Annotated in this window: 10 protein-coding genes; 5 read left to right on the top strand and 5 right to left on the bottom strand. The window is 47.5% G+C overall.

The genetic code is table 11. The annotated features are described in order from the left end of the window. The first annotated feature begins 6 nt into the window (after window positions 1–6). From O3276_RS07860 to sbcB, 5 genes are all read left to right on the top strand, one after another. Entirely contained in the window at window positions 7–2,376 is a 2,370-nt protein-coding gene (locus tag O3276_RS07860; RefSeq protein WP_269675134.1) for a hypothetical protein, read from the top strand. Between the two features lie 36 nt (window positions 2,377–2,412). After that, window positions 2,413–2,784: a PilZ domain-containing protein gene (locus O3276_RS07855; RefSeq protein WP_101747812.1), complete on the top strand. Its 372-nt coding sequence runs from the start codon at window positions 2,413–2,415 to the stop codon at window positions 2,782–2,784. Window positions 2,785–2,835: 51 nt separating this feature from the next. Beyond that, a complete protein-coding gene (locus O3276_RS07850) occupies window positions 2,836–3,456 on the top strand; it encodes a YigZ family protein (protein WP_269675133.1) in 621 nt (206 codons plus the stop codon). 189 nt (window positions 3,457–3,645) lie between these two features. Next, complete coding sequence (locus O3276_RS07845; RefSeq protein ID WP_269675132.1) at window positions 3,646–5,388, top strand: hypothetical protein; 1,743 nt, start codon at window positions 3,646–3,648, stop codon at window positions 5,386–5,388. Between the two features lie 24 nt (window positions 5,389–5,412). Beyond that, the gene (sbcB, locus tag O3276_RS07840) at window positions 5,413–6,876 is read left to right on the top strand and encodes an exodeoxyribonuclease I (protein WP_269675131.1); all 1,464 of its coding nucleotides are present in this window, start codon (window positions 5,413–5,415) and stop codon (window positions 6,874–6,876) included. A gap of 99 nt (window positions 6,877–6,975) precedes the next feature. Here the strand turns inward: sbcB and O3276_RS07835 are convergent, their stop codons facing one another. The 5 genes from O3276_RS07835 to smrA all read right to left on the bottom strand — a co-directional run bounded on the left by O3276_RS07835 (window position 6,976) and on the right by smrA (window position 13,967). Next, window positions 6,976–7,359, bottom strand: a complete 384-nt coding sequence (locus tag O3276_RS07835) for a response regulator (RefSeq protein ID WP_269675130.1) — start codon at window positions 7,357–7,359, stop codon at window positions 6,976–6,978. Window positions 7,360–7,962: 603 nt separating this feature from the next. After that, the gene (locus tag O3276_RS07830; RefSeq protein WP_269675129.1) at window positions 7,963–8,616 is read right to left on the bottom strand and encodes a response regulator transcription factor; all 654 of its coding nucleotides are present in this window, start codon (window positions 8,614–8,616) and stop codon (window positions 7,963–7,965) included. Between the two features lie 573 nt (window positions 8,617–9,189). Next, a complete protein-coding gene (gene aspA / locus O3276_RS07825) occupies window positions 9,190–10,614 on the bottom strand; it encodes an aspartate ammonia-lyase (RefSeq protein ID WP_269675128.1) in 1,425 nt (474 codons plus the stop codon). Window positions 10,615–10,906: 292 nt separating this feature from the next. Further along, window positions 10,907–13,267 (bottom strand): hypothetical protein, encoded by a 2,361-nt coding sequence (locus tag O3276_RS07820; protein ID WP_269675127.1) that lies wholly within the window; start codon window positions 13,265–13,267, stop codon window positions 10,907–10,909. Between the two features lie 85 nt (window positions 13,268–13,352). Next, window positions 13,353–13,967 carry a DNA endonuclease SmrA gene (smrA, locus tag O3276_RS07815; RefSeq protein WP_269675126.1) on the bottom strand — a complete coding sequence of 205 codons (615 nt, stop codon included), beginning with the start codon at window positions 13,965–13,967 and terminating at the stop codon, window positions 13,353–13,355. Window positions 13,968–13,993: the final 26 nt, after the last annotated feature.

Raw genomic sequence — 13,993 nt, 5'->3', positions numbered from 1 at the left:
GACATTTTGGATGCATTGCAATACGACGGGCTGAAGGTTGTTGATGAGTATGACCGGTTATCCACACCAAGCAGTAGTGATGAGTTTAAGGAGCAGGCTGCAGATACGAGCCGCGCGCAAAGTGTGCTCGGGACTGAACCGATAAATGAACGCGAAGTGGCCGAATTGCTGGCAGCCTTTTTGAGCGGCAGTAAGAATAAAATCTGTCTGTCAGCCACCATGGGAACCGGTTTTACCATGGCTGGGTTGACGAAATCGGCCACCGTTCAAGAGGCAGCGAAAAAATGTGAATCGAACGCCATGACAACCCAGGCCAGACTCTTCAACTGGCTATCGAAAACCACGCCTGTCTTGTCCGGTGATACATCCGACCCGGAGAATAGAATTAACGTCCTCAAGCAGGTGATGGATCGTTCCGGTAAGGATAAACAGATCATTCTGTTTGATGGTAACCATAATGGTGAAGACCGGTTCATGCACGTTAAGAAGGATTATGACTATCTGAAAGAAGCACGAGGTGGCAAGGTTCGGGGGCTTTTGTACTACAACGATCAGAAACAGCTCTGTTTGTACCATCCGAAACAGGAACAATACCAGCAATCAGACGCCGTGGTTTCACCGGAATTGGAGGCGTTGATTCGAAAGAACCCTGAGGATTACGACGTTCGCCTTGATAAGACGCAGGGTACCGGAACGGATTGTCCTCAAGGTGCGAACAGTGTCGGTATCCACCTTGGTATGCTTGAAGATGACAACAGGCGCGGCAATGTAATGACTCAGGAGTTTGGTCGATTCTCGCGCGCGTCGAGCCCTTTAAATATAAAAGGGGGGCAGGAATTCTTTATGGTGCTTAATACGAAATTCTTGCCACCCAATGGCAGCGTGAGCCACGAGTACCGTGAGAAGCAGAAAGAACTGACCAATGCCTGTGAGCGAGCCGATGAGCGCGCTCAGGAAGCGATGGCGAAACTGCTCGGCGAGTTAGACAATAAGGTGAGTCCTGAGCAGTTACGAGTGATCCATGCCAAACTGCATGTTTCGCCTCCGGATGAGGACGGCCAATATGACACTAACCTTGAACGTGATCTGGGAACCTTTCTCAAATCCTGGGAGTGTAATGTCTTTCCCCATTCAGTGAAAACCGCTCTGGCGGATTTCAAAAGAGCCCAGTGGTATGGGGAGAATCAGTCTCAGGAAACCATAGCTACCATGATGGCACTTCGTGAAGATTCATCGTTTGTAAAAGCCTGTGAGACAAGTTTTGAGCGAGGGAGTAAGCGCGCAGATGTTGATGAGATTTTATCCAATGCTCATACCTGGCGCGGTGAAAGGGCCAAAAAGGTGCTTGATAAGGTTGAGCTTGGCCAGGTCATCACTCCGGTGGGAAGTGCGGGTGAATATAACCATCAAGTGTATGTTAAGGAATTTGAAGGTCAGTTGAGACGCGAAGTTCATAAAGAGTTACAGAAAATAGAAAGGGAGAGCTTTGATCGCTTTAATAAAGACGAATCCCTTGAGGCCGTTGCCAAAAGCGAGCACATGGATGATGAAATTAAAGAATGTATTGCTAAATTACAGGCAAGGGGAATCAGGCCAGATTCTCAGACAGTAATACATAACATTCCACAGGAACTCAAAGAACATTGCGGCCAATTGTGGGCAAAGGCTGATCATTTATATTCAGAAATTGATAGTCTTTGCAATAAAGGTAATCCCATTAAAAATAAGCGGAATAAAGATAACGGACTTGTGGTCACTTCAGGATGGGATAGAGTCGCCGCAGCCAAACAAGAGCTGGATGATAAGCTCCGGGCAGTGCAAGAACGTGGAGATTTAGTCACACTCACAGAGTTTTGCCGGGAGCAGGGCAGTGCCGTAGAGGTATTTTATCATGAACTGGCCAAAGCATTATCTGCCGTTAGATTTGCCTCGGATAAGAATAATAATAATAATTTTGGAAAGTTGTGTGGAATCCTCGGAGAAGGGATGCCGGGGCTTATGGATCAATTCAGAAGCGTAGGCGCTAGAAAAGCGAATCTCTATCCAGCGAAACAAGGTTCACAGCCTACCGCAATCATGTTGACTCAAAAGTCCGGATTACCAACCAAAAAATGGAACTGGCATGTCACTGTTGAAAAATTAGATGATCAATTAAAGAACCAGCTTGTTGCTCTTGACGATATGAGAAAAGAAGATAATGCCAAACAAATGGCCAGGGCAGAGTTAAGCACAAAAGGTGGTGCTCAATTGACGAATTGTCTGGGACGGATTCAGGGCGAGCTGTTGGCTGCTAATAAAAGATATAGAAAAACACTGGTTAAAGATGCTGCGCGTACCCAGGATGCAATCGATAGAAGAAAAACAATCAAGTTGTAATGATGATTTCATATTTAAACAAACAAGGCGTGATATATGTCGTTAACACCCAGTGGCAAGGAACGCCGCTCGATTAAGCGTCATCAGTTGCAGGATTATCTGAAAATTTATAACCGCAACACCATGCGAGTTATGGGGAGTATCGGGAACATCAGTTGTAATGGCTTAATGCTGATCAGCTCTGTCCCTGTGTTGATTGGCGCTGTTTATAATATGCGTATTATTCTTCCCGATGATGAGATGGGGGAGCGGTATCTGGATTTTGATTCACGGTGCCACTGGTGCAAGCCTGATGTTGGGCCGGAATATTTTGACTCTGGCTACAGTATTGTCAATGCGGGTCATGATATTATCGATCTGGTTGAAACATTGAAAAGTTATTTTACCTTTGACGAAGTCACAGACTGACGTTTACAGGTAGAATCTTACGTTACCGATCGATTGCTGTCTCAGGTCGTCATGTCTGCTGATTACGTTGTCCCTGCCCAAGTTATAACGGTTGAAACCGAAGTCAAAAAAAGCCGATTTATTACCTGCATTTCTCCGGCCCACTCTCGCCAGGAAGCCCAGGCTTTTGTCGAAGAAAAGCGTATCGAATACCCGGATGCCACGCATCACTGTTCAGCCTTCGTTGCAGGAGCACCGGATGGCGGTGCCGTGGTTGGGTTTGACGACGATGGCGAGCCTTCTGGTACTGCAGGCCGCCCGATGTTGAATGTACTTCAACATAAGCGTATTGGAGATGTAGTGGCTGTGGTGGTGCGTTACTTTGGTGGCGTGAAACTGGGGGCTGGTGGGCTGGTCAGGGCTTACAGTGCGTCTGTTCAGCAGGCCTGTGAACAACTGCCGCTTGAGCAGCGGGTTGCACTAAGGGCGGGTGTACTTCTCTGTGACTATGCCCATGAGCAGATGGTTCGTCACCACCTTGGCCAGTTTCACGCGAGTCTTGAACAGTGTGACTATGGTCAGTCAGTCAAGATGATGATCTCAATGCCAGAAACGGGAAAAGAGCATCTTGCCCGACATTTGTACGATGTCAGCCGGGGCCAGATTATTATTCAGTGGCAGGATGATGTCTGAATCTTTCTGTTTCATTGTCTTCTCTCCTCTTCCCTTCTCAAACTTGATATCGGCCACGTTATTGTTGAGCGAGAGTGTTTTTGTATTGGTAAACACCAGTACACTTTACCTGATCTTGCTACACTGAGTATCTGCTGTAATATTCCGCCTTACGGTTACCCAACCTTTCTTAAACGTGTATCGAATTTTATGTCTGAACTTAAACGAGCAATCAGCAACGACACGGTCGACAGCCTGAAAAGCAAGTATCTGACCTATTTTGGCGTTAAATCGAAAAAAAACCTCAAAACCGAGTTGGTTAACTCAATCGCAGACGGTCTGACAGACCAGACGATCCTGAAAACATACCTGGGGAAACTGTCAGAACTTGAGATGGCCTTATTGCAGGAGTCGCTGTTTAATTATGGTGGATTGATTGATCGGGGCCGCTTCAAACTGAAATACGGTGACTTCCCGAATAAACCACAAAGCAGCAGCTGGTACTACCGACAGGAACCATCAGACGCTGTCATGGTCTTTTTCTTCACTGTGGGTTCTGACTGGTACAACATGCGAAAAATGCCGGAGCCGGTCATGGCTTCCCTAAAGCAGCTGGTTGCCAAACCTGAACCGGACACGCTGACAACCGTCGTCTTGCCAGAGCCTCTGCCCAACCATCATATTCTGTTTGAACGGGAACGGCTGGCCCTGAGTGAGCTGCATTCAATACAGTTGTTATTGCAGGATAAGCAAATCAAGGTCAGTGAGAAAACAGGGGTTGCCTCAGGGGCGACGCTGAAAAAAGTGTCTTCCGCCGTACATGAATACTATGGCGACGCCCCATGTGATGATGCAAAAGGTTGCGAGTCGATGCTGGCTTACGGCTGGCTGAGACTACTGGGCAACAGCAAATTTACCAAACAGTCAGGCACCACACTGATTCCGGCCAAAAAGACAGATCGCTACCCGGCTGACACCATTAGGGAAATGTGGGCTCAATGGTTGAATAATAAGAAAGAAGACGAATTTCGTCGTATTGATCGCATCAAGGGACAAACCGGCAAAGGGAAGCGCTATTTCACCGATGTCCTGAAAAGAAGAGAGGTCATTACTGCTTACCTGAAGGGCTGTGAAGTCAATGCCTGGATTGCCTTTGCCGACTTTGCCAATTTTATGTTCATCACCGGTGCTGACCTGGAAGTGACAACAGCACTGCACCATCTCTATATCTACAATCCGGATGATGGATGTCTCGATGGCAGGAGTTGGGACTATCTTGAAGTCCGTTATTTGCGCTGCTTCCTGCTGGAGTATGCGGCAACCCTGGGGCTGGTGGATGTGGTAATGGCTCCCCCTGATGACGATGAGAGCTTTGATGATCCATACGGCGATATGGAGTGCCTCAGCCGCTACGACGGTCTGCGATATTTCCGCCTGACGCCTTTGGGTCAGTACGTACTGGGTCTGACTGACCATTATAAGGCAGACCATAAGGAGTCAACTGAAACACCGCTGACCATTCAACGACAAGGGCGCATTGCTTTTGACCGTGAGCCGACGCCCTGGGAACAGCGCTTCCTGTCACTGTACGCTGATCATCATAAGGATCATATCTGGAAGCTGTCCCGTAAAAGGATGATGGAAACGCTGCAAATTGGCGGTAGTGTCGATGAATTAAAGGCCTTCCTTCAGGCTCGGGATGATCAGCCCTTTTTACCGGAAGATTGTGAGAGTATCCTCAAGCAGGCGGCGGCCAATGTCGGGGGCGTGGAGATAAAAGAAGAAGCGCTGATCGTGAACTGCAAAACTCAGGACATAGTCGAGTTTATTATCAACGATAAAGTGCTGTCCAAGTGGTGTCAGCGGTTGGGTAAGCAGCAGATCGTGATTCCCAAAAGCAAAGAGAAGAAGTTTAAAGAGAGCCTGAACTCTGTTGGGATCGGCTGTGTCTGATGAATAATGATGAAAGGGGCTAACATGCAGTCATTTTATTTCCATGACTACGAAACTTTCGGTATCGATCCTGCCCTTGACTGGCCCGCCCAGTTTGCGGGTATCCGGACGGACGCAGAGTTGAATGAGGTGGGAGAGCCGCTGAATATTTTCTGTAAGTTGCCGGAAGACCATCTGCCGAACCCTATGGCCTGTCTGGTAACCGGCTTGACACCACAAAAGGTGAACGAGCAGGGGACAGTGGAGCCGGAATTTATTCGTCGTATTCATACGGAGTTTATGGTGCCAGGCACTTGTGCTCTGGGCTATAACACTATTCGCTTTGATGATGAGGTAACCCGGAACATTCTCTACCGGAATTTTTATGACCCCTATGCGCGGGAGTGGCAGAATGGCAACAGTCGCTGGGATTTGATCGATCTGGTCCGATTGACTGCGGCTTTGCGGCCAGAAGGCATTGAATGGCCGTTGCGTGAGGATGGTTGCAAAAGCTTCAGGCTGGAGGAGATAACTGCGGCGAATGGTTTGGATCACGGTGCAGCTCATGATGCCTTATCGGATGTCCGTGCTACTATTGCGCTGGCAAGGTTGATTCGCCAACGGCAGCCCAGGGTGTTCCAGTTTTATCTGTCCCATCGTGGTAAACGTGAAGTGGCTGGGTTATTAAATCTGGTCAGCCAGCAGATGGTGGTACATGTCTCCGGTATGTTTGGAGCACGGCGCAATAACCTGGCTGTAGTGCTGCCGTTGATTGATCATCCGGTAAACCGTAATGGTATTGTCGTTTATGATCTGTCGGTGGATCCGGCACCTTTGTTGAATTTGTCGGTGGATGAAATACGACGAAGGCTGTTTACACCCGTTGATCAATTAGGCGATGGGGAAGCTCGAATTCCGTTAAAGACCATTCATATTAATAAATGCCCGGCGGTTGCTCCCCTGAATGTTCTCAGGGCCGAAGACCAGGATCGTCTTGAATTGGACCTTGCCAGGTGTGAAGCGCACCGGAGCCAGTTGCTGGCGGACAACGGGCTGGCCGCAAAACTCAGGGCGGTGTTTTCAGAGTCCCCAGCGACAAAGCACACGGATCCTGATCAGATGATTTATTCGGGTGGCTTCTTCTCACCGGCAGACAAAAACGAAATGAGCCGGATTGTTTCATCCAACCCTGCGCAGTTACCTGAACTTGGTCTTTCGTTTTCCGATAAACGACTGGAGGAGATGCTGTTTCGTTATCGTGGCCGACACTATTTTGAAACCATGGATAAAGAAGACCGGGGGCTTTGGCAGCAATATTGTCGGGACCGATTGTCTGGGCAGCTACATCCGGACAATAAACAACTATTAACGCTTGATCATTTCTGGAACGAATTGAGAGAGGCTCAGGCGGTGGCAGGGGAAGATTTGGAAAAACAGCATATACTGGCACAATTGTCTGATTATGTGCAGGGGCGTGAGAACACTCTGGCCAATCAGGACTTTTATTAATCCGCTATCAAGTGTGTAACCGTTTTAAGTCTGTTGACTGAAAGCGTGCCCATCCCAATAAAGCAGCCTGCAAGCACATAGGGTTTTATGTGCTTAAGCTTATTGGAATGACTGTTTGACGACCAGGTTCAGCTGTTCTGCCAGTCGGCCGTAGATGGTGGGTTTTTCAATATAATCGACAGCGCCCGCTTTAATGGCTGCAACAGCGCTGGATACATCATTATGATGGCCAAGGATGATAACCGGAACCTGGTGGTCGCTACTGGCCAGGTCCTGCATCAGGTTCAGGGCCTGCCCATCAGGCTGGTCATTCGCTGCGATGATACAGGATGGCTGATCAGCCTTAAGTGCATTTAACAGTTCAAAATGTGAACTGAAGCAGATAAGCTCCATGGATTTTTCATGGCACAGGCTGCGAATAGTCTCGGCAGTGCCGGAATCCTGTTCCAATAAGTAGACTGAGCAGTGGGTTGCGAGGTTCATAAAGGCAGCCTGGCGGTAATAAGTAACCTGTCGTTTGCAATGCGTGTTGCAATGAAACAGCTGTAAGCAAAAAAGCTGCTGCTTATCGATAACGTGCGGTCAGCCTCCTGGGCAGGCTGTTCCGCCATTAACAGCAGCTCAAGAAGCAACCTTTAAAATATGAAATACCCTCTGATTCAAATTTAACCGAACTTGTTTAGAAAGTATTTCACCGTCTCTTCTTGCCATTGTCTAATGGTACGACTTCAGTTTAGGTTTAGCTGGCTTAATCCTGAATGGAGGGATGTACTTGACGTGATTCGGCGAGTACCTAAGTGTATGACTGTTCGTTCGTTCAATTATTATATTATTCGTTTAGATCATTTTTTTTAGAATTAAACGGAAATTATAATGGGTCGTTATTTGGTCAATCCCGTAATGGCTTCGGGGTAATTCCATTTTAGAAGTAAACGACTTGCTTTTCATTCCATTAGCCATGGTATCGAAACTTTATACAGGTGTTTCAAGCTGGCTGTTTAACCAATCCGGGAAAGTGGATGTAGCTTAAGCAGAATTGGCTCCGCAACCTCATAGAGTGAGGTATACGGAGCAGGCCGGTGCAGCTCAGATTTTGAAGTTAAATTCGCCGTCCAGATGTTCTTTTACCTGCATGACCTGACGTACCAGGTGAGCAAGGGATTTGGTGCCCATCTTTTCCATAACGCGGGAGCGATGGATTTCCACCGTGCGCTGACTCAGGTTGATATCCGCAGCGATGACCTTGTTGGCTTTACCCTCAACCACATGGTGCAGTACTTCACGCTCACGATCAGTCAGGGTTGACAGCCTGCGGAGAATTTCCTTGTGTTCCAGCAGTTCTCTTCTCTGCTGCGTATCCAGTTTCAGGGCATCGTTGATCAGGTCCAGCAGTTCCTGGTCGCGGAAAGGTTTCTGGATAAAGTTCATTGCGCCATCTTTGATGGCCTGAACCGCCATAGGCACATCACCATGGCCCGTGATGAAGATGATGGGCAGAATGCAGTGCATCTCGTTGAGCTTGCTCTGCAGCTCAAGTCCGCTCATGCCGGGCATGCGGATGTCCAGCACAATACAGCCAGGCCGGTTTTCATCGTAAACTACAAGGAACTCAGCAGGTGAGGAGAAGGCTTCGACAGTCTGACCTACTGACCTCATCAACATTTTCAGCGAGTCGCGCACAGCCTCGTCATCATCGATGATAAATACGGTTGGTTCTTGCTTCATGTCCTGTTGCTGCATAATGACTCCACTGTGAGAAATTTGCCGTATAATTCGGTGTTTTTGCCGTCAGGCTGGAAAGAAGTGATGCGGGAAAGCCATAATTAACGCTCTTTGAACATCAACTGCGTTAACCGGAAGGTTGGCCGGAAGTCACACAGGTTGAAAAAGATTGCTTAAAGGTCGTGGAATTCGCTCTGTGTTTTAGCGTCTCTCGGCAAAGAGTTTAGCAGAGTGTGATGCTGTTGCTTTATCCGGGCAAATAAAAAACAACGCCGACTTACACTGGAACTCATTTTGAAGATCAGTCGTTATTTTCGCAGTTTATGCAGAGTAATACTTCCCGCAGGCATCAATTTCTTCTGGTTTCGTACCAGTATTTCCGTTGACTGCGTAAATTTACAGGTTATGTAACGCAAACAAACATCAATCTGAGTAAGGCGCATTATATTAGATGATATTTTCTGTATTGTTATCAGGGATAATACTGCTTGAGCTGTGGCCTTGTGCGTAGATGGGGTGTTTGTGGATGTATTGAAAAGGCAAAAGGCCTGTACTTCTACAGGCCTTCCATCTGAAGTCAGTGTTAAATCATCAGTGAGCTGACCGGCTCAGATTCAGCGGCGCAATCATGTTTTCCGGTTTCAGGATCTCTTTTAGCTGATCTTCGGTCAGCAGGCCTTCTTCCAGCACCAGGTCAACTACACGACGGCCGCTCTTCAGGGCAGTCTTGGCGATGCGGCTGGAGTTTTCGTAGCCCAGGTATGGGTTCAGTGCGGTAACCAGACCAACACTGTTGTCTACGTAGCTCTGGCACACGTCACGGTTGGCGGTAATGCCTTTGATGCACTTCTCAGTCAGCATATTCATGCCGGCAGACAGCTGCTGGATAGACTCAAGAATCTTGTAAACCAATACTGGCTCAGCGTAGTTCAGCTGCAGCTGTGCGGCCTCAGAAGCCAGGGTTACGACCATGTCGTTACCAATAACGTGGAAAGCGATCTGGTTCATGGCTTCCGGGATAACCGGGTTCACTTTGCCAGGCATGATCGACGAACCAGGCTGCATTTCTGGCAGGTTGATCTCGTTAAAGCCACACAGCGGGCCACTGGAGAGCAGACGCAGGTCATTGCTGATTTTGGACAGCTTAACCGCCAGACGTTTCAGGGCGCTCGAGAAAATAACGAATGCGCCCATATCGGACGTGGCTTCCACCAGGTCGCCAGCCAGAATCATTTCCTGGCCAGAGATTTCACTCAGGTATTTGATGGCCAGTGGCGCATAACGGCTGTCAGCCGTGATGCCGGTACCGATCGCCGTACCACCCAGGTTCACTTCACGCAGCAGCGCGGCCATTTCACCGATACGCTGAATGTCTTCACCGATGGTGGTGCTGAAGGCACGGAATTCCTGACCCAGGGTCATAGGAACTGCGTCCTGCAACTGGGTACGACCCATCTTCAGAATGTCGTTGAACTCGTTGGCTTTCACGTCCAGGGCATTTTTCAGGGTCTTGATGGCAACCAGCAGTGACTTGTGCTTGAGTACCATGGCCAGCCGCATCGCTGTTGGGTATACGTCGTTGGTAGACTGTGCCATATTGACGTGGGTGTTCGGGTGCAGGTACTGGTATTCACCACGACGATGTCCCATCAGCTCCAGGGCACGGTTACAGATGACTTCGTTGGCGTTCATGTTGGTGGAAGTGCCCGCACCGCCCTGAATCATGTCAACAACAAACTGATCGTGCAGACGGCCTTCGATGATCTCATCACAGGCATCTGCAATGGCTTCTGCTTTCTGCTGGTCCAGCATGCCCAGATCACGGTTCGCCAGTGCACAGGCTTTCTTGACCATGGCCAGGGCCCGTGGCAGGTTGGCATAGTGGTTCAGCTGAACACCGCTGATCTGGAAGTTTTCAATGGCACGCTGGGTCTGGATGCCATAGTAAACATTTTCCGGAACCGGAGCTTCACCGAGCAGATCGTGTTCAATTCGGTATTGGGTAAGGTCTGTCATTTTCTTGGCCTGGGATAGCGCCATACTTGCGCACTGGAGGAAAATCATTAGCCTGCATCGGATAAGCCTGTTTTGCTTGGTAAAAGCAGGCTGGCTGGGTTTAGTCTGTGCCTCTCCATAATTATCAGCAATAAGTGGTACTACCTAACTGAATAAAAGTTATCAAAAAAATAGAAGTTGAATGACCTGTATCAATTTTGATCAGTTTTTTGTATCTATGCTTGTGACTGGCAATGAGGGCGGGTATGCCACACTCAGAGCCTCCAACGCCGAGTGTTGTTTAACGTTAAGATTATCGGTAAAGAGTCACCCGACGATAGTATTGCGCTCTATTTTCCTTAAGGCCTTTGCATTCAGGTTTATAACAGGGGTCAAATGTCGTTTTGGCCTGGAAGCACAGGGAAGCCATGTTTGCCATTTCGCTTCTTCCCGTTTCCTCCTGAATAAATTGGAAGATATGACCAAGACCACTTCCTGCGCGACAACGGATATTGTGTCTCATAGACTGTTGCAATTCTTTATCGCCACCAAAGTTATTGATGTTATCAAGCCAGTCAGTTAGCGATGCAATACTGTCGTTAACCCGCTGTTCACCGTCTACTATCTCAGTTTGTTTAACCGTGTGTTGCAGGCATAGGATCATCATCTGTCTGGCTAAATTCAGGGCATCCAGCCGCTCCTGTTGAGTTGATCTCAGACCACCGCTATGCGGATCTTCAGTACAATGAAGAAGCGTCCATGTTGCTTCTTCGAGCAGGCGTTCAAACTGTAACATGAACATGAATTTCTGGTTTTTCAGAATGTCATAACATCTGACTTCCTCTTCGAGATTGTTGAAAATTCTACAGGTATGAATATGGCGAAGCAGCTTATTGATGACAGGATTCCGGTTTTCAGGCTTCATGGCTGCAAAAGGGTTGAGTTTTTTTCCCTTCCAGCCAATAACTGAAAATTCTTTAATTGCATCGCTGTCAGCAGAATTGGCATCGTGGTGATATTGATATTTCTTGATGAGAGCTTTTGCCAGTGACATCACTGAAGATAGATCGGTTAATGGCACTTGATTCGTCTCTACGGCAGGTGTTGCTAAAGGTTTGGCTTTGATTAACTCAATCCTGTCGTTTTTATCAGGAGGGGCATCCTGCAATGCATTATTACTTGAGGGTGTTATTTGGCTTTCTTCTTTCAGGAATATAAGTTGATTAACCTTTGCCTTGCATTGCAACCATAAAGGCCGTTCTGCTCCATGGAGTCTGGATTCTGATTTCTCTAATAAGGATTTGATGGTTGCCAGTTTTTCAAAATCAGGTGAATGGCAGTGTTCAAGATAGAACCGGGCCAGTTCAAAATGCATCCTGTCATCGTTACTTGCAGCATCAATTAATAACCGTTCAGATTTTTCAGGGTCAAACTGATGATTAAGGGCAATCATAGCCTTCAGCCAAATAACCATGGAGTTTTGACTGTCTAACGCGACAATTTCTGCTATGTTGCCGTCGAGGTAAGCCATCAGAGCATCGGAAACATCTGATGCAGTGATTTTTTTTATCTGTTGCCTTACTTGCTCTTCATCTCCAAAATCAACCAGGCCATAAAAGTTTACAAGGATTTTTATCAATAAAAATATGTTTTCCGGGGTTGGAGTTATTTCAATAAGATCAGTAAGAATCTCTATGCTTTTACTGGAAGGAATATTAACTCCGGCAGGATTTAGTGATTTCAGATGAATGACCAGCGATTGCTCTCTCAAGCCAATAAATGCCGGGGTTCGGGCAATGTCAGAGTTCTCAAAGCTATCACAAAGTGATGCGATAACCGTCGTTAGTTTGGCTCTTGTTTCTCCCGAAACGGATTGATTAATGGACAGCGTGTAAAGTTTACCCAATGTTTTTGCCAGAAGAACATAAGGCACAAGATCGGGATCGGCTAATTGTCTGTCGATTATTATCTGAAACAATTGCAGGGTTGCTTCAGCAATTACAGGCAGTTTGCTGTAAGATGGCTGCTCAATAGTGTCTGTTTTCAGCATGCAGCGCATGGTTGCCTGAAACCAGTGATGAAAGTTTTCCTTGTCTGTTTTGGTCAGGAACTCCTTGCTTTTTCTTTGTAATGTATCTGATAAATCAAACGCTATTGATTTAAGCACTTTTAATTGAGTAACAGGTGTTTGTTCTTTTATTTGTTGAAGTTGCTGGTTTATGCCGGGTTTTTCTGGATGCTGTTCACTTTTATTTATAATTGTTTGAATGGTATCTGTAATGTCTTTATAAGATACTGTGGTCCCAATAATTTTATTCAGTTCATCTTCTCGTCCCTCTTGAACCAGTCTTTGTATTTGCTTCAATCCTTGCCTCCCGGCAATATGCAGCCGTTGATATTCTCTGGGAAGGTGAGCAACTTCCGTTTGCCACTCATTTTTAAGTACCCGGTCTGGAATATGTTGCATAGAGGAAGCTCCCCGGTCATATAGGGCTTTTGCAACTTTTTGTCTTTCTGAGGGGTTGCGGGCAGAAGTGCTCCCGGAAGTTTTTTTGGGTCGATGAATCTCACGATGCTTATGCCGTGAACGAGGTCCTGGTTGAGTGGTGGGAGTCTCAATTTGTGAGCCGATTGAAGAACCTTGAGTTGCTGAAGCCGACTGATTGGTATCCATCTCTGTCACCTTTCCGAGCTATGCTGAATTCAGATTAGACTCGGATTTGGTCTTGTAGTTCTAACATTTGCCGACTTCAGGTAGTTTATTTTGTCCGTTTTGCGTGGCGCTCGCGGTTTTCCTGCTTTTCCCGCTCACTTTTTCTGATCATCACATACAGTGCTCCGGAGCCGCCATGGACTTTCAGTGCGCTGTGCAAGGCCAGCACCGCTTCCATCTGGGGTAGCCAGTTGTACAGGTAACTTTTCAGCAGGGCAGGCGGGGTGCTTTTCTCGCCACGCCCATGGGCTATCAAGACGGTACGCAGCTCGTGCTCCCGGCAATCATTGATAAACTGGAAAACCTGCTCCCGTGCTTCCCGGGCGGTTTTGTGGTGCAGGTCAAGGCGTGCCTCAATATCATATTTGCCCAGGCGGAGTTTTTTGAATACGCCTTCCTGTACGCCATCCCGCTTCCAGACCAGAAAGTCATGGGGTTTGACCATCTTCGGGTTGAGCAGGGAGAGAAAATTCGGGTCGGTAAAGGTGTCTTCCGCAGCGGCCTTGCGAATCTCCTGGCCCGGTGTGACCCGCTGAACTCTCCGGGTATCTGCGGTTGCTTTCTGTTTTAACGGGTTTACGCCTTTCATCTCTTTCAGGAAAGCAGAGATTTCATCGTTTTCTGATGAATTGTCAGATGAGTTATTTGTTGAGTTGCTCATAGCCGGATAACTGACCAAGTGAAACT

The organism is Endozoicomonas sp. GU-1, from assembly GCF_027366395.1.
Classification (GTDB): domain Bacteria; phylum Pseudomonadota; class Gammaproteobacteria; order Pseudomonadales; family Endozoicomonadaceae; genus Endozoicomonas.
Note: the sequence above shows the minus strand (reverse complement) of the source record. Positions and strands in the feature narration are given on the sequence as shown.

Excerpts from the sequence above, each read along its gene's own strand:
- aspA (WP_269675128.1), bottom strand. The coding sequence starts at position 10,614 with ATGACAGACCTTACCCAATACCGAATTGAACACGATCTGCTCGGTGAA.
- O3276_RS07845 (WP_269675132.1), top strand. The coding sequence starts at position 3,646 with ATGTCTGAACTTAAACGAGCAATCAGCAACGACACGGTCGACAGCCTG.
- O3276_RS07855 (WP_101747812.1), top strand. The coding sequence starts at position 2,413 with ATGTCGTTAACACCCAGTGGCAAGGAACGCCGCTCGATTAAGCGTCAT.
- sbcB (WP_269675131.1), top strand. The coding sequence starts at position 5,413 with ATGCAGTCATTTTATTTCCATGACTACGAAACTTTCGGTATCGATCCT.
- O3276_RS07835 (WP_269675130.1), bottom strand. The coding sequence starts at position 7,359 with ATGAACCTCGCAACCCACTGCTCAGTCTACTTATTGGAACAGGATTCC.
- smrA (WP_269675126.1), bottom strand. The coding sequence starts at position 13,967 with ATGAGCAACTCAACAAATAACTCATCTGACAATTCATCAGAAAACGAT.
- O3276_RS07850 (WP_269675133.1), top strand. The coding sequence starts at position 2,836 with ATGTCTGCTGATTACGTTGTCCCTGCCCAAGTTATAACGGTTGAAACC.
- O3276_RS07830 (WP_269675129.1), bottom strand. The coding sequence starts at position 8,616 with ATGCAGCAACAGGACATGAAGCAAGAACCAACCGTATTTATCATCGAT.
- O3276_RS07820 (WP_269675127.1), bottom strand. The coding sequence starts at position 13,267 with ATGGATACCAATCAGTCGGCTTCAGCAACTCAAGGTTCTTCAATCGGC.